Source organism: Affinirhizobium lemnae (assembly GCF_022968395.1).
In the GTDB taxonomy this organism is placed as follows: domain Bacteria; phylum Pseudomonadota; class Alphaproteobacteria; order Rhizobiales; family Rhizobiaceae; genus Neorhizobium; species Neorhizobium lemnae.
This window is the reverse complement of the sequence record NZ_JALJQZ010000005.1, coordinates 105,337-124,750: the sequence shown is the minus strand read 5'-3', so window position 1 is coordinate 124,750 and position 19,414 is coordinate 105,337. Positions and strand designations below refer to the sequence as shown.

Below are 19,414 nucleotides of genomic sequence, written 5' to 3'. Positions count from 1 at the left end.
ATGCCATGAATGAATTGCTGAGCCTGACCATCCGGCAGATCCGCGAGCTCTATGCCGCCAGGAAACTCTCTCCGCTGGAATACTGGCAGGCGGTGGAAGAGCGCATCGAAGCCTTCGAGCCCCATGTTCAGGCGCTTTATCTCTATAATCCCGAGAGTGCGCGGGCGCAGGCTTCTGCCGCCACGCAGCGTTGGGCGAGCGGCGAGACCCTCGGTGTACTGGACGGAATTCCGGTCACATTGAAGGAGTTGATTGCCACGAAAGGCGATCCGGTTCCGCTTGGCACAAAGGCAGTCGATCTCGTTCCGGCAGCGGAAGACGCGCCAATTGCTGCCCGCTGCCGGGAAGATGGCGCGGTGATTTTCGCCAAGACCACGTGTCCGGATTATGGAATGCTGTCTTCGGGCCTTTCCAGCTTTCATCCCTTGAGCCGAAATCCCTGGGATCTGTCGAAGAACCCCGGCGGATCCAGCGCCGGTGCGGCCTCTGCCGGTGCCGCCTCCTTCGGTCCTTTGCATATCGGGACCGATATAGGTGGATCGGTACGCTTGCCTGCGGGCTGGACAGGTCTTTTCGGCTTCAAGCCTAGCCATGGCCGTATTCCGGTCGATCCCTATTATGTCGGGCGTTGTGCGGGGCCGATGACCCGTTGCGTTGAAGATTCCGCCATTGCGATGGAGCCGCTTTCGCGCCCCGACTGGCGCGACGGTACATCCCTTCCGCCCAATGATTTCAACTGGCTGGATTTCGACATCGATCTCAAGGGCCTGAAGATCGGCCTGATGCTGGATGCCGGCACCGGGATTGGTGTGGAAGAAGAGGTGAAGGATGCCATCATTGCTGCCGCACGCCTGTTCGAGCAGACAGGCGCGGAGATCATACCGGTCAGTCCTGTCCTGACGCGGGCCATGCTGGACGGCCTGGACAAATTCTGGCGTTCCCGCTTCTGGGGCGATATCGAGACCATGAGTGCGGAAAAGCACGCCGAGATCCTGCCCTACATTTTTGAATGGGCGAAGGGCGGCGCCGCGGTATCCGGTGTGGAGGCCGTGCGCGGTTTCAACCAGACCATGGAAATGCGCAAGACCTGCGGGCGTCTGTTTACCACTGTCGACGCCGTAATCTCGCCGACAAACCCGATCGTCTCCTATCCGGCGGAATGGGCGTCACCCACCAATGATCCGGCGCTGCCGTTCGAGCATATCGCCTTTACCGTGCCATGGAACATGTCCGAGCAGCCGGCATCCTCTATCAATTGCGGTTTCTCCAGGAGCGGCATGCCAATCGGAATGCAGATCGTCGGCCCACGTTTCGCCGATCAGTTTGTTCTTCGTTTGTCGAAGGCGTTCGAGATCATGAGTGGGGGTGTCACCCGTTGGCCAGAGCCGCCCGCCGCCTGACAGTCTTCCATCTGCGAAGATCATAAGCCTTGAGCGATTGACATCGCTCAAGGCTTTTTTGTTCCCGGTCGGTTAAGGAACAAATTGCAGAGATCGGCGTTGACGGCATGAAAACGAGAGCCTGCGGGGTGCTCGTCGCAGTGGGGGACGATTGGCGCCAGAGCCGATCTGCTTTCCGGGTCTTATTCAATTATCAGGAGATGATGATGTCCATGAATTCACCGAATGATTTCACGCGTACCGGTTCTGAAGGCGATATCGAAAAGCAGCTCCAGCAACTTCGCGAAGACCTTGCGGCCCTTGCCCGTTCCGTGGCCGCTGCCGGATCCAACAAGGCTGATGACCTGAAGTACAAGGCGCGTCGTGCCTCGAATGAGGCCATGGATGCTTCGGCACAGGCTCTTGATTCTGCCCGTGCGCAGTTTCAGTCGATCGAAAAGGATATCGAGCGCCAGATCCGCACAAAGCCGCTTCAGTCTGTGGCAATCGCTGCCGGCATCGGCTTCCTGTTCGCGCTTCTGTCGCGTCGCTAACATGGGTGCACTTGCGCCTCTTCTGGCCTCGCTGTTGACGTCGGATGTGCGAGGTTTCGCCCAGCGGACCAAGCGCAATGTCATTCTCTATGCCATTGCTGCGCTCTTTGCACTGACGGCCTATGGAACCGGCATTGCAGCGCTTGCAGTTTATCTCTCTCGCAAGGTCGGCCCGGTAACTGCCCTTGCATCGGTTGCAGGTGGGGCACTGCTCATCGTCCTGATTATTCTTCTGGCGGTGTCCATCAAGAACAAGGCCGATGAAAAGCGTCGTCGCGAGGCAGCCGCAGGCAGCCGGGCCATGATGTTGACAGCGGCGGTCTCAGCGCTGCCGCTGCTGGTGAAATCGAAACCGCTTATGGCCGCCGCCATATCGGGCGGTGTGGGCCTCATCGCATTGAAGCTTCTGGGCGGTGGAAACGATCCATCGAACCCAAGCGCTTAAACAAGCTCAAACAGAGGAGCCATGACATGGCAAACGCATCTGCAGTTCTTAAACCCAAGTCCCACGACGAAGAGATCAATATTGGGCTCGAGTCGAAATACCGGGCGCAGGCTGCAAAGAGCCTGTCCGATATTCTGGCTGCTACCTATCGGCTGACGATCAAGAGCCATGTTTACCACTGGAACGTTGTTGGCCCTCTGTTCAAGCCGCTGCACGAATTGACGGAAGAGCACTATAACGCGCTGTTCAAGGCTTCGGACATCATCGCGGAACGGATCCGCGCGCTTGGACACCTTGCTCCGGCAACGCTGGGCGAAGCAGCCCAGTTTGCGCCAAAGGCGAACGAAGTTGGCAAGCTGACGGCCGTGGACATGGTCAACGACCTCGTCGCCGACCATGAGGCTGCCGTCAAGGTCATGCGTGACACGGCGGAAAAGGCTGACGAAGCCGGCGATGTGGTGACCGCAGACATGCTGACCGACCGCCTGACATTCCATGAAAAAGCACTCTGGATGCTGCGGGCAATCGTCGCGGAATAACGCGATATTCCTTGATTCGAAGGCGCCCCGGTTTCGGGGCGTTTTTCGTTTGGGAAGTCTGTCTGATGAAGCAAGTCAGATGAATGGGCGCATGCCTTCGACAGATGGTTGCCAGCCTGCAATATCGAAGAGCTTGCCGCGCTCCAGAACCTCCGAACCGCGATCCAGCCAGCGCACGACACCCGCATCCGACAGACGCCTCAATGTCTTGTTCGTGTGGACGAGCGACAGTCCCAGTGTATCGGCAACATGCTGCTGGGTCAGGGGCAGAACCTTCGGCCCTTCTTCGGGGAAAACGCCGGTGGCCTGAGCCCGGTGATCCAGGAAGGCGAGAAGATAGGCCGCGCGCTCCAGAGCCGTGCGGCGCCCGACGGAGAGAAGATGTTCATCCAGTATGGATTCCTCGCGCGAGGCAATCCAGGTGAGGTCATAGGCCAGCGACGGATGGTTCTGGAAGAGAGCGGTCAGACGTTCGCGCTCGAAGACACAAAGGGTCATCTTCGTCAGCGCCTCGACCGAATGCAGCATTTCCGACATCAGATTGCCTTGCAGGCCAATCAGGTCCCCGGGCAGCACGTAGTTCAGGACCTGCCGACGCCCATCCTCCAGGATCTTGTAACGGAAGCCCCATCCTGCGAGAGCCGTGTAGAGTTGTGGGTGGCGCTGGCCTTCGTCAATGATTGTCGTTCCCGGTTCGAGGAGAAGTTCCGCAATCTTGAAGGAGGACACGAACCCAAGTTCGGTCGAATCAAAATCACGGAATGTCTCCCGAGCACGTAACGGACAGAGTTCACAGGGGATGCGGACAGCAGCGAATGATTTGCTTTGAGCCATGGCGGACCGATTTTTGGCATGGGAAAAAGACAATAGAAGAAAAACTGAGTGCTGCTATGTCTTTTTTAAATGACCCACCGTTCCATGAATGTTCTATGGCTTTCCTTGGTTTCACCATCCGGGACATTCGCGTGCGCCTTCTGGTCATCGATACACACTATCTGGTGGCTATGGAAGCCGAGCAGGTTCTAGGAGAGGCATTCGGGTGCTGCGTCACGATTGCCATGCCGCGCGATGTCGACACCTTGCTTAAGGAAGGGGCGTTCGATGTCATGTTGATTGACATCGATTTCGTAACGGAGGTTCTATGGGGGAGAATCCAGCGCCTGCGGGAGGCGGGCGCTGGATTTGTTTTTACGTCCGTGGACAGCCGTCACCGTTCAGGAGTTCCGGGATTTCAAGGAATTCCTGTTATGTTGAAACCGTTCGATGATGAGAGATTGGTAGCGGTGGTGCAGGACGTTTATGCTGCCGCGAAGCGGTTCTAGCTTCCGAAAGCTCTTGCTGTGATTGCGGCATCGCCGGGATCGGGACCGAAATCGCCTTCGCCGGAAACACCCAGAATTTCCTGAAGCCTTGCGCGGGCACGAGAAACGCGGCTTTTGATCGTGCCGACGGCACAGCCGCAGATCGTCGCCGCTTCTTCATAGGCAAAGCCTGCAGCACCCACCAGAATGATGGCTTCACGCTGATCGTCGGGCAAAGTATCCAGCGCCTTGCGGAAGTCCTGCAGATCCAGACGGCCATACTGTTCAGGATGCACTGAGAACCGCTCGCTGAACAGGCCGTCGCTATCCTGAACTTCACGTCCACGCTTGCGCATCTGGCTGTAAAATTCGTTGCGAAGTATCGTGAACAGCCAGGCGCGCATGTTTGTGCCCGCCGTGAAACTCTTCTGGTTTCCCCAGGCCTTCATGATAGTATCTTGCACCAGGTCATCAGCCTTGTCGTGACGGCCCGTCAGTGAGACCGCAAAAGCACGAAGATTTGGCAAGGATGCCAAAAGGTCTCGCTTAAAAGCGCGATCGTCATTTTCTTGATCCGTGATCATTTCGCATTCACCGATTTTGCACTCTTTTCAGCCTCTTCGAGACGTTCCAAGAGATCGAGAAAGCGATCCGGAATGCCTTCTTCCTGAACCGCATCATAAAATTCCCGCAATTTGCGCGAAATCGAAGCGTTCGGTAGCATGGCGCCCGGCCGGAAGTTGCTCGATTGTGGTGTGTTCATCTTTTCTTTGTTTCTGGTTTCGTCTTCACTCATCACGCAGGCAGCCTATTGCAGTATCGTCAATTGAGAATGCGCTCGAATAAAAAAAGTTCCCTGAAGACGGAACTTTTTTTCTAGGTTACCGTTGATACCACGTTCATTGCCCACTGGGCATCAGGGGAGATTCTGAATGTCACTTACCACTCGCGTTGCGTCCCACCTTCCTTATCTGCGCCGTTACGCCCGCGCCGTAACAGGCTCGCAGACCTCGGGAGACGCATATGTCGCGGCGGTCCTGGAAGCTTTGATTGCCGATATTTCCATCTTTCCGGAAAGTTCAAAGGACCGCGTTTCGCTGTATAAACTTTTCGTCGCAATCTTTGGTTCCACTGCAATCGAGATCCGTCCAATCGAGTCGCCCTTCGCGTGGGAGCAGCGTGCCGTTGCCAATCTTGCGTCGCTTCCATCGCAGGCGCGACACGCCTTCCTCCTAATTTCTGTCGAGGGTTTCACCTTGGAGGAAACGGCGGAAATATTGGACGTCGACGTCAATGAGGTTACGCGCCTGCTGGATGAGGCATCGCGCGAGATCTCGCGTCAGGTTGCGACCGATATTATGATCATCGAAGACGAGCCGCTCATTGCTCTCGATATCGAGCAGATGGTGCAGGATCTTGGCCACCGCGTGACTGGCATTGCCCGCACGCACAAGGAAGCCGTTGCTCTTTTCCAGAGTTCGAGCCCGAAAATGGTTTTGGCCGACATTCAGCTGGCAGACGGCAGTTCTGGTATCGATGCCGTGAATGAAATTCTGAAATCCTCCAGCGTCCCAGTCATCTTTATTACCGCGTTTCCGGAGCGCCTGCTGACAGGCGAGCGGCCGGAGCCCGCCTTCTTGGTGACGAAGCCGTTCAACCCTGACATGGTCAAAGCTTTGATCAGCCAAGCGCTCTTCTTCAATGAGGCTGTCAAGGCTGCTGCTTGAACAGACGGCCATTGATACATAGCACTGATATGACTGTTCTGTTTGGAACCAAGGCGATGGTTGAGCGTTCAGCCGTCGACCCCTAAACGGATGCCTTCGGCAGTTGTGACTTGGGCCAAGCTTTAGACTTCGACTACAGATTGCTGAGTGGTCTGGCCCGGATAGCCGTCCGACCGTTCGGTTTAAGAGAGCAGAAATTAATTGCGTATCGGCTTGAGACCGGCCGTGTTGCCGCCTATAAGGGGCACAGCACGGCCGAATATGCAAGAGTGCGTATATGTCAGGTATCGCAGATAAGAGCGGAGCACGTAATTGTCGCATCAGCTGACATGGCAACAGGCTGGTGAAAGCGGTGAGGCGTTACGCGATTTTTTCATGCCCGCTCTCCTGGATCTCGGTGCGAGCGTCACGATCCAGGATCTCCAGCGTCGTTACATTTTTGTCACCAACCTGCCGGATGCCTGGTCGCAGGCGCTGACCGATACACCAACCGATACCAGTTTGTTTGGTGAGGAAATTGCTGCGAAGTTGAAGCTGCTGAAAGATGGCATCACTGAACATGGCCAGAAGGGGCATATGGAGTTCACCGTGAACTCCGACGAAGTTTACGAGTTCAGGGTTCAGGCAGTGTTCAGGCCACGGGGTGGCATGCATCTCGTAACCACGATTATTGATCGTTCGGAGGAGCGCCATCGGGAGCGACTTCTGCGGGCGCTGCTGCGCGAAGTCAGTCATCGCTCGAAAAACCTGCTGGCGATTATTCAAAGCATCGCGTTGCAGACGGCACGCTATTCCGTAACGTTGGATGTATTTCTCAACAAGTTTCGGGGGCGGCTCTATTCGCTTTCGCAGTCGCAGGATCTCATTACGGATTCGAGCTGGCGAGGCGCATTTTTCTATGAACTGGTGCAGCAGCAGACTGAGAAATACCTTCCTGAGAACGCGCATCTGATCAAGGTTAGTGGCGATAATGTCCTCTTGAGTCCGAATGCATCCCTGCACCTTGGTCTGGCCCTGCATGAACTGATCGTCAATGCGGTTAGTCATGGATCCTTTTCGAAGAGCGGCCAAGCCATTCAGGTGACCTGTCAGCGTGTGCAGGCGAATGGTCAGGATTCACTTGAAATACGCTGGGAGGAAGGACTGCCCAATTCGGTTCGTCATATCGAGGGCAGGGACGGCGGCAGCCTGAAGGCGAATTTCGGCAGTACCGTTCTGGAGCGCGTCGTGCCTGCTTCCGTCAACGGCAAGGCGCGCTATGCTATCACGCTGGATCGTATCAGCTACAGCCTCGTTTTTCCATTGGAACACGCGTCGGAATAATTTCCCGATCGTTATCGAGACACCGCAGGCGTGGCGCCTTTGGTATCACTGTCGGTTTTGCATTCCGCACAAAAAGAAACGGTCTTGGTTTCCTTTTACAGAAGCCAAGACCGTTGGGTCTCTTCGAGGGGGATGAAGAGATATCCGGAAGCTTGAAGGGCGGGGGACGGGGGCGCTTCCAGATACACCAACAACGGATCAGCCTCCGCAAGGTTCCGCCCGTTCCAAAAAAAATCAAAAAAGATTTCTGTGTGCTGGATGGACGATGCCCCGGATGATCAGGGCATCGTTTGGCTCTATATCAGCGGGCCTGGGTTCTGGGATCGAGTGCGTCCCGTACAGCGTCGCCAATGTAGTTGACGCTAAGAACGGTCAGTGAGATCGCGAGCCCCGGCCAGAAGACGCGCGACGGCGTCAGCTGCAGGAAGTTCGCCCCGTCAAACAGAAGACGGCCCCATGTCGGGAAGTCCGATGGAAATCCGAGACCGAGGAACGACAGAGCAGACTCTGTGATGATCGCAGCCGCGATCCCAAGCGTTGCCGACACCATGATCGAGCTGAGCACATTTGGCAGGATGTGACGCAGCACGATGCGATGTTCCCTCATGCCACTGCTTTTCGCCGCCACGATGAACTCCTGGCTCTTCACCGCCAGAACATCGCCGCGAACGATACGGGCAGTGTGCATCCAGCTTGTGACGCCGATGACGAAGACGATCAAGATGAAAATGCCGGTCTCCGGACCGAATGCTGCACGAAGAGTATCGCGAAACAGCATGATGATGACGAGCAGGAGCGGCAGTAGCGGCAGCGCCAGGAACAGGTCCGTCAGGCGCATCAAGGGGCCATCGAGCTTGCGGAAATAACCCGACAGCACGCCGACCAAAGTGCCAAGCAGCAGGGCCAGCAACATGGCGGTCAAGCCCACGGCCAGCGAGATCTGTCCACCAGCCATGACCTGTGCCAGCATATCATGGCCAAGGTTGTCAGTGCCGAACGGGTGCTTCCAGGAAGGGCCCTGATTCTTCGCGCGGATGTCGATCTTGTTCGGATCAATCGTGTGGATGAATGGACCGACATAGACGATCAGGACGATGAGGGCGAAGACCACCAGCCCTGCGACGCCACCTTTATGCTTGCGAAACTTTCTCCAGAACAGGATCGAGGGCGTTTCGATCTCCGGCTTGGCGGTTACAGGCTGGTCAATGACGGCATCAGTCATAGCGGATCCTCGGATCAAGGATGCCGTAAAGAACATCGGCAATCAGGTTAAAGAGGACGATCAGGACCGCAAAGATGAACGTCAGGGTTTGTACGAGCGGAATATCGGCGCCCTGAACTGCCGTGATCAGCAGTTGTCCGAGCCCGTTCACACGGAAGATCTGCTCGGTGATGATGGCGCCGGAGAAAATTGTCGGGACACCCAGCGCAATGACCGTAACCACCGGGATCAAGCTGTTGCGCAGGACGTGCACAAGAAGGACCGCCTTTTCCTTCACGCCTTTCGCACGCGCCGTGCGCACGTAATCCTGGCTGAGATTGTCCAGCATGGAGGCGCGAACGAAGCGAGCAATCTGGGAGGCGTTATAGAGCGCCAGAACCGTGACCGGCAGAACCATCTGCTTGACCTGCTGGACGAAGCTCGACCAGTCGTTGACGACCAGATTGGTGTCGTAGATCGACGGAAACCATTGCAGGTAGGACGAGAAGATGACGATCAGCACGACGCCGGTAAAGAAGGTTGGCACCGAATAGCCGACCATGGTTACGAAGGTGCCGATCTGGTCAAAGATCGAATACTGGCGATAGGCGGAAATGACGCCGACTGGTATCGCTATCAGCACACCGAACAGATAGGCCATGCCGACGACCCAGAGGGTTTGCGGCATGCGTTGTACGATGAGGTCGACGACCGGGCTGCGGGTCGCCCAGGAGAGCACGCGCATCCGCTCGCCATCGCCAACGGTGATGCCGGTCATCTGTTCGAAGATGTTGAGCGGCTCGTTGATGAAGAACTGCTTCAACCACAAGAGATAGCGGATGAGGAAAGGCTGATCGAGACCCATCGAGGCGCGGATCTGCTCGCGCACTTCCGGCGGTATGGTGAGCGGCAGGTCGCCGAGCGGATCATTGGGCGCAAGATCAAGCAGCGCAAAAATGACGAAACTTATGACAAGCAGCGTCGGCACGGCAAACATAAGTCGCCGGATCGTATAGGTAAACATATGGCGGTCTCCAGACGCTTTTGGAGCAAGGAAAAGCGGGCCTCGCCATTTGGGGGAGGCCCGCTTTCACTCAGTTACTTCTTGCGAGACCAGTCTGCGGCATTCCAGAGTTCGGAATCCCAAGCATTCATCTTCACGCCGCTCAATTTGACCGAGTGGGACGAAATCTGGCCGCGATGGATGAGCGGAATATGGGCGCCCTCGGCGGTCAGCATGTCGTTGGCCTTCTTGGCAAGTTCGGCGCGCTTGCCGAGATCAGCCGTCTTGGAAAGCTCGGCAATGATTTTGTCGTATTCCGGGTTGCAGTAACGCGGAATGTTCTGGCCCTGCCAGCCGTTGGCCGGAGACGGGATCTTGTTGCAGAGCCACTCTGCCAGATACTTCTCCGGATCAGTTCCATCGAAATTGTTCGTGTACATTTCCACGTCGGCATAGAACTTCTGGAAGGTATCCGGGCTTGCCGGGTCGCCGCCGAAGAAGACGGAGGCCGAGACATTGCGCAGTTCTGATGCAACGCCGATCTGCTGCCACCAATCCTTGACGAGCGCCTGGGTGCCCTGGCGGACCGAGTTGGTAGAGGTCTGGTAGAGGAAGGAAAGCTTCACGCCGTCCTTGGCACGAATGCCGTCTGCGCCCTTCTTCCAGCCAGCCTGATCGAGAAGTTTGTTTGCGCCTTCGATGTCCTGCTTCAGGCACCAGTCGTTGGCGGTCGAGACGTAGGCATCGGGAGCCGGAACGATGTTGCAGGTCGGCTTGCCAGCTTCGCCATAACCGGCTTCATCGATGATGTCACGGTCGATGGCGATTGAGAGCGCCTTGCGAACCGCCGGATCGGAGAGTGCGGGATGCTTGCCGCCCTCGACAGTCGAGCGCTTGTCGCCGAGCTTCGGATCAGGGTTTGTCCAATTCAGGTTGATACGCTCGACCTGCGTTCCGAACGCCGTCACCAGTGTGCCCTTGCCAGCCTTCAGCATGGTCGCCAGGACTTCCGGCTCAACCTGCATGTTCCAGGCGTAGTCATATTCGCCGGTTTCCAGAACCGCGCGGGCCGCAGATGCCGCATCGCCGCCGCCCTTCAGGGTGACAGACGCAAAGGCAGGCTTGGCTGCATCGCGATAGTTGGCGTTGGCGGTGAAGGTGATGACGTCGTTCGGCTTGAATTCCTTGACGACGAAGGGGCCGGTGCCGATGGGGCCGAAGTTGGCGGATGTGCAGCCCGGAGCCTTTGCGCCGACGCAATCCTTGAACTGAGCCTTCTGGATAATCGGCTGCTGCGCGCCAACAAAAGCACCATAGGGATAGTATTTCGGTTCTGCAAAAGACACCTTGACCGTCAGAGGATCCACCGCCTCGACGTTGGTAATGCCTTCGAACTGTGCTTTCTGTGCGCAACCGCCATCAGGGGCCGTGCAGTACTGCCAGGTGAAGACCACATCCTCTGCCGTGAAGGCGGAGCCATCCGACCACTTCACGCCTGGCTTCAGCTTCCAGGTGATGCTCTTCATATCCTTGGCGACGCCGCCATTGTCGACTGTCGGAATTTCGGTGACCAGCCACGGCGTCAGCTTGCCGGTTTCATCGTAGCGCGCCAGAGGCTCAATCGTGAGCGAGGCGCTGTAAATTTCCTTCGTGCCACCGGAAAGATATGGATTGAGGGTGGAAACAGCCTGCCAGAACAGGATCTTCAAGTCCCCGTCCGTCCCGCGCTGGGCATGTGCGACATTGGCAAAGGCCAATGCGGCCACCGTACCTGCCAACAGGATCTTTGTTCTCTTCATTGTTTTCCCCTTGAAGATTAAAATGATTTTGGCTGAAATAGCCTCGGCGCGAGCCTCATCGGCTGCGCGCATTCCCATCCTGCTGTTTCCTCCCAGCCGAATGATGAATCCTCGTGTTTCTCCCGTCGCCTTGACCTTTATCCGGTCGACGTTTTCGTCATCCCGAATATCTATATGACCAAAATTTGAGCCATCTAAACATAGGCACATTTTTCGTTCAAGATAGAATTTTCGAACATACAGGACATGCGTTGAAAACTTACCGAAGCTGCATTCGGCTTCGGTAAGTTACTGATAAAGATAATTTTATATGTCTTGAGCCTGCACGTCTACCGGCCACGTTTCCAGTTCTCGACGTTCCACAGCTGCGTATCCCAAGGGTTTATTTTCGCGTCGACTAAGGTGTTGGCAATGGTCGAAGGTTCACCGCGGTTGACGATTGGCAAGACGTAGCCGCTATTAACAAGCATGTCGTTGAGTTTCTTGATGATCACTGCGCGCTCGGCGCGACCAGATGCATTATTCAGATCGCCGATCAATGTATCGTACGCGGGATCGCAGAAACGAGCGACGTTTCCGCCTTGCCAGCCGTCATTTGGCGATGGAATTTTGTCGCAGCGGAAATCGGCCAGGAATTTGGCCGGATCGGTTGTCTCGAAGCCCGATGCATACATCTCGATGTCTGCATAGAACTTCTTGTAGGTGTCGGGGCTAGCGGGGTCACTTCCGAAATAAACTGTTGCGGGTACATTCCGCAGCTCAGTCTCTACACCTATTTCCTTCCACCAATCCTTCACCAATTGCTGTGTGCCCTGACGGACAGAGTTCGTGGATGTCTGGAAAAGATAGGCAAGTCGGACGCCATTTTTGGCGCGAATGCCATCACCACCCATTTCCCAGCCTGCCTCGTCCAGTAGCTTGTTTGCTCCCGGGATATCCTGCTTAAGGCACCAGTCGACGCCGTTTGATGCAAAATCATCTGGTGAGGGGATCACGTTGCAGGTCGCCTTGCCGCCGGCGCCATATCCGGCCTCGACCAGGATATCGCGATCAATTGCCAACGATAGGGCACGCCGCACAGCAGGGTCGGAAAGCGAAGGATGCGGGCCTGCTTCCCTCGTTGAGCGCTTTGCGCCCAGTGACGGATCAACTGCGAATGGATTGAGGTGAATGCGCTCGACTGTCGTACTGAAAGCGCTGGCGACGCGTCCCTTTCCGGCCTTGAGCATTAAATCCATGACTTCCGGCTCGATAACCGTATTCCAGGCAAAATCAAATTCGCCGGTTTCCAGCACGGCACGCGCTGCGGCTGCCGCATCGCCTCCGCCCTTCAACGTCAGCGTTGCGAAGGCAGGTTTCGCAGGATCGCGATAATGCTGGTTCGCTATAAAGCTAACCACGTCGTTAGCTTTAAAATCTTTCACCACGAATGGCCCGGTACCAATGGGCGCAAAGTTGGCTGCCGTGCACTGTTGTGCCTTCTCGCCAATGCAATCCTTGAATTGTGCCATCTGAATGATCGGCGAGAGTGCGCCGACGAAAGGACCGTATACATAGGACGTTGGCTTATCGAACGTGATCTTGACTGTTAGCCGGTCGACTGCCTCGACCTTTGCCACCCCGTCGAATTTTGCCCTCTGGGCGCAGCCGCCGCCGGGGGCCGTGCAATAGCGCCAGGTGAAAGCAACATCCTCTGCGGTTACATCGCTTCCATCCGACCACTTCAAGCCATCTTTGACCTTCCATGTCACCGACAGCCTGTCCGCCGACACCCCGCCATTTTCGAGCGTCGGAATGTCTGCCGCTAGGCGAGGAAACATCTTCCCGTTCTCATCGAAACCGGCCAAAGGCTCGATGACGATTGAGGCCGCATAAACCTCCTTGCTGCCGCCAGACAGGTAGGGATTCATGCTGGAAACGGCCTGCCAGAAGAGAATTTTGGCCTCACCGTCAGTCGCGCGGGCAGCCCATGCAGGGGCTGTCGAAAGGCTCAAAATGGTCAGGGCCGTTGCTAGAACTGATCTCATTGACATACTCTTTATGTGAGGGAGGGCTTACATTTGTAAGGGCCGGGCAAGTCTTTGAGTCCGGATAAATGCTCAATGCCCAAGATGGCGAATGGACTGATGCGTTGATGTCGTTTCCTTAGCCCGTGATGGATGAAGCTGGAACTTTGTCTATATATTCACACGATAAAATGCAGTTCAAGAATGAAATTTGAAGCTTGCATTTATTATCAGTTACATCGCAATATCCCCGGCAACAATAAGGGAAACAGCTGAAATTATATAAGGTTGCACTTATGCCAGTTCTCAATCGCGCCGCTGAAATGCAGGAAGAAGTCGCCGGCTGGCGTCGTCATCTTCATGAAAATCCGGAGCTTTTATATGATGTTTTCAAGACGTCCGCCTTCGTTGCGGAGAAGCTGAAGGCCTTCGGTTGCGACCTTGTGGAAACCGGTATCGGCAAGACCGGGGTCGTGGGCATCATCAAGGGAACGCTCGGCGACGGGCCGACCATCGGCATGCGTGCGGACATGGATGCACTGCCCATTCTGGAAAGTTCCGGCAAGCCATGGGCCTCCAAGGTCCCCGGCAAGGCGCATTCCTGCGGACATGACGGTCATACGGCAATGCTTCTCGGAGCGGCGCAGTATCTGTGCGAGACACGCCGATTTGCCGGTTCCGTCGCTGTGATCTTCCAGCCGGCGGAAGAAGGTGGCGGCGGCGGTCTTGCTATGGTGCAGGATGGTATGATGGAGAAATTCGGCATCAAGGAAGTCTATGGCCTGCACAATACGCCGGGTATTCCGCTGGGTGATTTCGCCATTCGCAAGGGCGGCGTGATGGCGGCCGCCGATACCTTCGAGATCACCATCAAGGGCAAGGGAAGCCACGCGGCACAGCCGCATTTCTCCATCGATCCAGTGCTGACCTCGGCCTATGTCATCGTTGCACTTCAATCGATCGCATCGCGCGAAACGGATCCGCTGAAGTCCGTTGTCGTGTCCGTCACGACCGTCCACGGCGGAGACGCCTATAACGTGATCCCGATGGATGTGAAGCTGACGGGAACCGTGCGTACGCTTGATCCAGAGGTTCGCGAACTTGCGGCCAAGCGCGTGGTCGAGGTGGCGCAGGGAACCGCACTCGCCCATGGCGCGGTTGCAGAGGTCAACTATGTGCGGGGCTATCCGGTCACCGTCAATCATGCGGAAGAAACGGATTTTGCCGCATCTGTCGCGGCCAATGTTTCGGGCGAAAAGAGCGTCGAAACAGAAATGGCGCCAAAGATGGGCGCCGAGGATTTTTCCTACATGCTGGAGGCCCGACCGGGCGCCTTCATTTTCCTTGGAATAGGCGAGGGAGCCAATCTTCATCACCCGGCCTACGACTTCAATGACGAGGCCATTCCCTATGGCATAAGCTATTGGGTGACGCTGGCCGAAACCAAGCTCGCTGCCTGATCTGCGGTAGACCACAAGGAAAACTCCATGGCTTATTCTACCGAAAGTTCCCAGCAGAACGGCGTGGCAAAGCCGGTCCTGACTGTCGAAAACCTGACCACATCCTTTCGCGTCAATGGCGAATGGAAGTCGGTTGTGCGCAATATGAGCTTTTCGATTGCGCCGCGCGAAACGGTCGCGATCGTTGGTGAGTCCGGCTCCGGCAAGAGCGTGACGTCTCTTTCCATCATGCGCCTGCTGCCCAAGGTTTCCAGCAAGATCGAGGGCCGCGTCGTGCTCGGTGGCAAGGAATTGCTGTCGCTGCCGGAAGAGGAGATACGTCAGGTTCGCGGCAATGACATCTCGATGATCTTTCAGGAGCCGATGACGAGCCTCAATCCGATCTTTCCAATCGGAAAGCAGATCGCCGAAGCCCTGACGGTGCATCAGGATATCTCGGCGGCGGATGCAAAGGCGGAGGTCATCCGGCTTCTGGAAAAGGTCCGAATTCCGAATGCGAAAGGCCGCTTCGACGAATATCCGCATCAGTTTTCCGGCGGCATGCGCCAACGCGTGATGATTGCCATGGCGCTCGCCTCGAAGCCGAAGCTTCTGATCGCCGACGAACCGACGACCGCACTCGACGTGACGATCCAGGGTCAGATTCTGGATCTGATCAAGGAATTGCAGGATGAGGAGGGCATGTCCGTTCTCTTCATCACGCATGACATGGGGGTCGTTGCAGAAATCGCTGACCGCACCATTGTCATGTTCCGCGGCGAACAAGTGGAAACCGGCGCCACGGACGACATCTTCCATCGTGGCCAGCATCCCTACACCCGCGCGCTTCTGGCAGCTGTTCCACGTCTCGGCTCGATGAAGGATCGGCAGTTGCCGCTGCGTTTCCCCATCATCGACGTGAAGTCCGGCGAGGCCCAGCCACTGGCCGAAGTGACGGATACTGTCGCCAAGACGAAGACCCCGATCCTCGAAGTTCGGGATCTGACCACCCGCTTTGCCATCCGCTCCGGGATCTTCGGCCGTCAGACCGGTGCGGTCCACGCGGTTGAGAAGGTTTCGTTCCAGTTGTTCGAGGGCGAGACACTCTCGCTAGTGGGCGAATCGGGCTGCGGCAAGTCCACAACAGGTCGGTCGGTCACCCGTCTCGTCGAGCCGACAGCCGGACAGGTGATGGTCGATGGCTACAATGTCATGGGCCTCGACCGCACGACGCTTCGCACCATGCGCCGCTCGATCCAGATGGTTTTCCAGGATCCGTTCGCCAGCCTCAATCCGCGCATGAGCATTGGTTCGGCGGTCATGGAGCCGTATATCGAGCATAGCCTTGGCACAACCGCGCAGGCACGCGACAAGGCTGCTGATCTTCTTGCCAAGGTCGGGCTTTCACCGGACATGATGCGGCGTTATCCGCACGAGTTTTCCGGTGGCCAGCGGCAGCGCATCGCGATTGCTCGTGCGCTGATGCTCGATCCGAAGGTCATCGTTGCCGATGAAGCGGTGTCGGCGCTCGATGTCTCGATCAAGGCGCAGGTCTGCAACCTGTTGCTTGATCTTCAGCAAAGCCTCAATCTGGCCTATCTGTTCATCAGCCACGACATGGCAGTCGTGGAGCGGGTCAGCCACCGGGTGGCGGTGATGTATCTGGGTGAAATCGTCGAGATCGGGCCGCGCGCGGCAGTCTTTGAAAATCCCCAGCACCCCTACACGAAAAAGCTCATGGCGGCGGTTCCGGTTCCGGATCCGTCCCGCAGAAGAATCAAGCGCAACCTGTCCACGGATGAGATCAAGAGCCCCGTGCGTCCGGCCGGATATGTTCCGCCCGTGCGCCAGTATCGCGAGATTTCCGAGGGGCATCTGGTTCAAGTCGACTGATCCGTCTCGTTCAGAATGATGCAAGGCCGCGCCGTTATGGTGCGGCCTTGTTGCAATTCGATGCATGGCATTTGACATTCCATTGTCAAACATGCCAGCAGTGCCTGAGATCAGGGCGAGACCTCACACATGGCCAGGAAATCCGATACGCAAGGGCGGCTCGATGATGCAGCAAGAGCAGGTTGGCTCTACTACGTCGCGGGCAGAACGCAGGACGAGATTGCCGCCACCATGGGAATTTCCCGGCAATCGGCTCAGCGCCTTGTGTCTCTGGCGGTCGCTGAACGTCTCATCAAGGTTCGTGTCGACCATCCGATCGGTATATGCCTCGAATATGGCGCTGCCCTTCAAAAGCGATATGGTCTGCAGCACATCGAAGTCGTTCCAAGCGATCCGGCCGCTACGTCCACGACGGTCGGCATAGCCGAAGCTGCGGCAGCGGAAATCGAGCGATGGCTGAAGAAGGCAGATCCGATTGTTCTTGCGATCGGCACAGGACGGACCCTCAAAGCTGCCGTTGATCAACTCGAGCCGATGGAATGCCCGCAGCATCGCGTGGTCTCGCTGACCGGTAATATCGGACCTGATGGGTCTGCGGCCTATTACAACGTCATCTTCTCCATGGCGGATGCGATCAAGGCGCGTCATTTTCCAATGCCCTTGCCCGTTCTCTGCTCTTCCCCCGAGGAGCGTGATGCGCTCCATCAGCAGAGCATTATTCAATCTACAATCAATATCGGTGCGGAAGCCGATGTCACCTTTGTTGGCGTTGGCGAACTGGGTGTCGATGCGCCGCTGTGTGTCGATGGCTTTCTGGCGCCCGACGAAATGACTGCCTTGATGCAGTCCGGTGCTGTTGGCGAAATCTGTGGCTGGGTGTTCGGACACGACGGTTTGCTTCTCGATCATCCGCTCAACGAGCGTGTGGCCAGCGTTCCAATCCCACCAAGGGACCGGTCGATCGTCATTGGTGTCGGTCTCGGAAAGCGCAAGGAGCAGGCTATCGCTGCGGCGCTGAAGGGCGGAATGATCAACGGTCTCATTACAGATGAGCGAACTGCTGAGCATTTGCTCAAGCGTTGATCTAAAATTTTTCATTCGTAAAATCAGAGAGTTGAGGTGTCTTCGCTGCAATGCAGCGACGATAGCTGCTTGACATTTTTGCTCCAAAAGTGAGTAATTGCCCACGAGCAAAGCGAATGCTCGTTTTCGTTCTTCTGGGAGGAAGACATGACATTGAAGACCATTCTGCTTGGCGCGGTCTCTGCGCTGGCATTCTCCGGTGTTGCATCTGCAGAAACGCTGACGATCGCGACCGTCAACAACGGCGACATGATCCGCATGCAGAAGCTGACGGATGAGTTCACCAAGAAAAACCCCGGCATCGACGTCAAATGGGTAACCCTTGAGGAAAATATTCTGCGTCAGAAGGTGACGACGGATGTGGCGACCAAGGGTGGCCAGTATGACGTGATGACCATCGGCATCTATGAGGCCCCGATCTGGGGCAAGCAGGGCTGGCTTGCGCCGCTCGACAAGCTTTCCAAGGATGCCGCCTACGATGCGAACGATCTGCTGCCGCCGATCCGTTCCGGTCTCACCGTCGATGGCAAGCTCTATGCCGCGCCCTTCTACGGCGAAAGCTCGATGGTCATGTACCGCAAGGACCTGTTCGACAAGGCCGGGCTGAAGATGCCGGATGCCCCGACCTGGGACTTCATTGCCGATGCGGCCCGCAAGATCACCGACAAGGGATCCGAGACCTATGGTATCTGCCTTCGCGGCAAAGCCGGTTGGGGCGAGAACATGGCCTTCCTGACCGCCACCTCGAACGCTTTCGGTGCCCGCTGGTTCGACGAGAACTGGAAGCCGCAGTTCGATCAGCCTGAGTGGAAGAAGACACTCGACTTCTACGTCAAGCTCATGAAGGACGCTGGCCCTCCGGGCGCTTCTTCGAACGGCTTCAACGAAAACCTGGCGCTCTTCCAGACCGGCAAGTGCGGCATGTGGATTGATGCAACGGTTGCCGCCTCCTTCGTGACGAACCCGAAGGAAAGCAAGGTCGCCGACAAGGTTGGCTTCGCTTTGGCTCCAGATACGGGTCTTGGCAAGCGTGGCAACTGGTTGTGGTCCTGGAATCTCGCAATCCCTGCCGGCTCCAAGAAGGTTGAAGCGGCAGAGAAGTTCATCGCCTGGGCAACCAGCAAGGACTATCTCAACCTCGTGGCCGAGAAGGAAGGCTGGGCAAACGTTCCTCCGGGCACGCGCACATCGCTCTACCAGAACGCCGAGTACCAGAAGGCGGCTCCTTTCGCGAAGATGACGCTCGACAGCATCAACGCGGCCGACCCGAAGAAGCCGACCGTCAAGCCGGTTCCTTATGAAGGCGTTCAGTATGTGGCGATCCCCGAATTTCAGGCGATCGGAACCGCTGTTGGGCAGCAGTTCTCTGCGGCTCTTGCCGGTCAGGTGACGGTCGATCAGGCCCTAGCCAGCGCACAGCAGTTGACCGAGCGTGAAATGAAGAAGGCCGGTTATCCGAAGAAGTAATTTGCCCTGCAACTTCGGCGCTTGAATAACGATACCCCCTCTGCCCTGCCGGGCGGGGATCTGCAAGATCCTGGTGTTGCATTCAAAACCCCTCCCCAACCCCTCCCCACAAGGGGAGGGGCTTAAGCTGCCGCACCGATCTGCCTTTCTTTTCGAGCAGAACAGTGCCGCGAGGTTTCTCCCCCCTTGTGGGGGAGATGGCGGCAGCCAGAGGGGGCGGGATGCTAATGCGAACTTAAACCCTTTCCCGGAGGC

Annotated in this window: 18 protein-coding genes; 11 read left to right on the top strand and 7 right to left on the bottom strand. The window is 56.7% G+C overall.

The features are described from left to right. Window positions 1–5: 5 nt before the first annotated feature. The 4 genes from MUU53_RS05055 to MUU53_RS05040 all read left to right on the top strand — a co-directional run bounded on the left by MUU53_RS05055 (window position 6) and on the right by MUU53_RS05040 (window position 2,917). Window positions 6–1,400, top strand: coding sequence for an amidase (locus tag MUU53_RS05055; RefSeq protein ID WP_247259909.1), 1,395 nt, complete (start codon window positions 6–8; stop codon window positions 1,398–1,400). Window positions 1,401–1,606: 206 nt separating this feature from the next. After that, on the top strand, window positions 1,607–1,933 hold the full coding sequence (locus tag MUU53_RS05050; RefSeq protein ID WP_244484783.1) for an ElaB/YgaM/YqjD family protein: 327 nt from the start codon (window positions 1,607–1,609) through the stop codon (window positions 1,931–1,933). Window position 1,934: 1 nt separating this feature from the next. Continuing rightward, window positions 1,935–2,378 carry a hypothetical protein gene (locus MUU53_RS05045; protein ID WP_247259908.1) on the top strand — a complete coding sequence of 148 codons (444 nt, stop codon included), beginning with the start codon at window positions 1,935–1,937 and terminating at the stop codon, window positions 2,376–2,378. 26 nt (window positions 2,379–2,404) lie between these two features. Further along, a complete protein-coding gene (locus tag MUU53_RS05040; protein WP_247259907.1) occupies window positions 2,405–2,917 on the top strand; it encodes a Dps family protein in 513 nt (170 codons plus the stop codon). A gap of 75 nt (window positions 2,918–2,992) precedes the next feature. Here MUU53_RS05040 and MUU53_RS05035 read toward each other — a convergent pair whose 3' ends face one another. Further along, the gene (locus MUU53_RS05035; RefSeq protein ID WP_247259906.1) at window positions 2,993–3,751 is read right to left on the bottom strand and encodes a Crp/Fnr family transcriptional regulator; all 759 of its coding nucleotides are present in this window, start codon (window positions 3,749–3,751) and stop codon (window positions 2,993–2,995) included. On the opposite strand from MUU53_RS05035, the gene MUU53_RS05030 reads away from it, so the two are divergent. Next, window positions 3,733–4,239 carry a response regulator gene (locus tag MUU53_RS05030; RefSeq protein WP_247259905.1) on the top strand — a complete coding sequence of 169 codons (507 nt, stop codon included), beginning with the start codon at window positions 3,733–3,735 and terminating at the stop codon, window positions 4,237–4,239. The genes MUU53_RS05035 and MUU53_RS05030 overlap by 19 nt on opposite strands. On the opposite strand, the gene MUU53_RS05025 is transcribed toward MUU53_RS05030, so the two are convergent. Both MUU53_RS05025 and MUU53_RS05020 read right to left on the bottom strand, forming a co-directional pair. Beyond that, window positions 4,236–4,802, bottom strand: coding sequence for an RNA polymerase sigma factor (locus MUU53_RS05025; protein WP_247259904.1), 567 nt, complete (start codon window positions 4,800–4,802; stop codon window positions 4,236–4,238). The two genes, MUU53_RS05030 and MUU53_RS05025, sit on opposite strands and share 4 nt — an antisense overlap. Then, window positions 4,799–4,981 (bottom strand): NepR family anti-sigma factor, encoded by a 183-nt coding sequence (locus MUU53_RS05020; RefSeq protein WP_062555977.1) that lies wholly within the window; start codon window positions 4,979–4,981, stop codon window positions 4,799–4,801. Before MUU53_RS05020 ends, MUU53_RS05025 begins: the two co-directional genes overlap by 4 nt. Window positions 4,982–5,150: 169 nt before the next feature. On the opposite strand from MUU53_RS05020, the gene MUU53_RS05015 reads away from it, so the two are divergent. Both MUU53_RS05015 and MUU53_RS05010 read left to right on the top strand, forming a co-directional pair. Further along, a complete protein-coding gene (locus MUU53_RS05015; protein WP_062555825.1) occupies window positions 5,151–5,945 on the top strand; it encodes a response regulator in 795 nt (264 codons plus the stop codon). Window positions 5,946–6,257: 312 nt separating this feature from the next. Further along, complete coding sequence (locus MUU53_RS05010) at window positions 6,258–7,268, top strand: sensor histidine kinase (protein ID WP_247259903.1); 1,011 nt, start codon at window positions 6,258–6,260, stop codon at window positions 7,266–7,268. A gap of 301 nt (window positions 7,269–7,569) precedes the next feature. On the opposite strand, the gene MUU53_RS05005 is transcribed toward MUU53_RS05010, so the two are convergent. The 4 genes from MUU53_RS05005 to MUU53_RS04990 form a co-directional block, all read right to left on the bottom strand. Further along, window positions 7,570–8,490 (bottom strand): ABC transporter permease, encoded by a 921-nt coding sequence (locus MUU53_RS05005; RefSeq protein WP_247259902.1) that lies wholly within the window; start codon window positions 8,488–8,490, stop codon window positions 7,570–7,572. Next, window positions 8,483–9,493, bottom strand: coding sequence for an ABC transporter permease (locus tag MUU53_RS05000; protein WP_062555822.1), 1,011 nt, complete (start codon window positions 9,491–9,493; stop codon window positions 8,483–8,485). The genes MUU53_RS05005 and MUU53_RS05000 overlap by 8 nt, the downstream gene beginning before the upstream one ends. 74 nt (window positions 9,494–9,567) lie before the next feature. Then, complete coding sequence (locus tag MUU53_RS04995; protein WP_247259901.1) at window positions 9,568–11,271, bottom strand: peptide ABC transporter substrate-binding protein; 1,704 nt, start codon at window positions 11,269–11,271, stop codon at window positions 9,568–9,570. Between the two features lie 329 nt (window positions 11,272–11,600). After that, window positions 11,601–13,304, bottom strand: a complete 1,704-nt coding sequence (locus MUU53_RS04990) for a peptide ABC transporter substrate-binding protein (RefSeq protein ID WP_247259900.1) — start codon at window positions 13,302–13,304, stop codon at window positions 11,601–11,603. 269 nt (window positions 13,305–13,573) lie between these two features. Between MUU53_RS04990 and MUU53_RS04985 the strand changes: the two genes are divergently transcribed. The 4 genes from MUU53_RS04985 (at window position 13,574) to MUU53_RS04970 (ending at window position 19,159) form a co-directional block, all read left to right on the top strand. Further along, on the top strand, window positions 13,574–14,737 hold the full coding sequence (locus MUU53_RS04985; RefSeq protein WP_247259899.1) for a M20 aminoacylase family protein: 1,164 nt from the start codon (window positions 13,574–13,576) through the stop codon (window positions 14,735–14,737). A gap of 27 nt (window positions 14,738–14,764) precedes the next feature. Continuing rightward, entirely contained in the window at window positions 14,765–16,609 is a 1,845-nt protein-coding gene (locus tag MUU53_RS04980; protein ID WP_247259898.1) for an ABC transporter ATP-binding protein, read from the top strand. Window positions 16,610–16,738: 129 nt separating this feature from the next. Further along, the gene (locus MUU53_RS04975) at window positions 16,739–17,692 is read left to right on the top strand and encodes a sugar-binding transcriptional regulator (RefSeq protein WP_247259897.1); all 954 of its coding nucleotides are present in this window, start codon (window positions 16,739–16,741) and stop codon (window positions 17,690–17,692) included. 147 nt (window positions 17,693–17,839) lie between these two features. After that, the gene (locus MUU53_RS04970) at window positions 17,840–19,159 is read left to right on the top strand and encodes an ABC transporter substrate-binding protein (protein WP_247259896.1); all 1,320 of its coding nucleotides are present in this window, start codon (window positions 17,840–17,842) and stop codon (window positions 19,157–19,159) included. Window positions 19,160–19,414 lie beyond the last annotated feature (255 nt).

What these genes read in the sequence shown, in the direction of transcription:
- MUU53_RS05055 (WP_247259909.1), top strand. Translation starts at nt 6, where the DNA reads ATGAATGAATTGCTGAGCCTGACCATCCGGCAGATCCGCGAGCTCTAT.
- MUU53_RS05050 (WP_244484783.1), top strand. Translation starts at nt 1,607, where the DNA reads ATGTCCATGAATTCACCGAATGATTTCACGCGTACCGGTTCTGAAGGC.
- MUU53_RS05045 (WP_247259908.1), top strand. Translation starts at nt 1,935, where the DNA reads ATGGGTGCACTTGCGCCTCTTCTGGCCTCGCTGTTGACGTCGGATGTG.
- MUU53_RS05040 (WP_247259907.1), top strand. Translation starts at nt 2,405, where the DNA reads ATGGCAAACGCATCTGCAGTTCTTAAACCCAAGTCCCACGACGAAGAG.
- MUU53_RS05030 (WP_247259905.1), top strand. Translation starts at nt 3,733, where the DNA reads ATGATTTGCTTTGAGCCATGGCGGACCGATTTTTGGCATGGGAAAAAG.
- MUU53_RS05035 (WP_247259906.1), bottom strand. Translation starts at nt 3,751, where the DNA reads ATGGCTCAAAGCAAATCATTCGCTGCTGTCCGCATCCCCTGTGAACTC.
- MUU53_RS05025 (WP_247259904.1), bottom strand. Translation starts at nt 4,802, where the DNA reads ATGATCACGGATCAAGAAAATGACGATCGCGCTTTTAAGCGAGACCTT.
- MUU53_RS05020 (WP_062555977.1), bottom strand. Translation starts at nt 4,981, where the DNA reads ATGAACACACCACAATCGAGCAACTTCCGGCCGGGCGCCATGCTACCG.
- MUU53_RS05015 (WP_062555825.1), top strand. Translation starts at nt 5,151, where the DNA reads ATGTCACTTACCACTCGCGTTGCGTCCCACCTTCCTTATCTGCGCCGT.
- MUU53_RS05005 (WP_247259902.1), bottom strand. Translation starts at nt 8,490, where the DNA reads ATGACTGATGCCGTCATTGACCAGCCTGTAACCGCCAAGCCGGAGATC.
- MUU53_RS05000 (WP_062555822.1), bottom strand. Translation starts at nt 9,493, where the DNA reads ATGTTTACCTATACGATCCGGCGACTTATGTTTGCCGTGCCGACGCTG.
- MUU53_RS04995 (WP_247259901.1), bottom strand. Translation starts at nt 11,271, where the DNA reads ATGAAGAGAACAAAGATCCTGTTGGCAGGTACGGTGGCCGCATTGGCC.
- MUU53_RS04990 (WP_247259900.1), bottom strand. Translation starts at nt 13,304, where the DNA reads ATGTCAATGAGATCAGTTCTAGCAACGGCCCTGACCATTTTGAGCCTT.
- MUU53_RS04985 (WP_247259899.1), top strand. Translation starts at nt 13,574, where the DNA reads ATGCCAGTTCTCAATCGCGCCGCTGAAATGCAGGAAGAAGTCGCCGGC.
- MUU53_RS04980 (WP_247259898.1), top strand. Translation starts at nt 14,765, where the DNA reads ATGGCTTATTCTACCGAAAGTTCCCAGCAGAACGGCGTGGCAAAGCCG.
- MUU53_RS04975 (WP_247259897.1), top strand. Translation starts at nt 16,739, where the DNA reads ATGGCCAGGAAATCCGATACGCAAGGGCGGCTCGATGATGCAGCAAGA.
- MUU53_RS04970 (WP_247259896.1), top strand. Translation starts at nt 17,840, where the DNA reads ATGACATTGAAGACCATTCTGCTTGGCGCGGTCTCTGCGCTGGCATTC.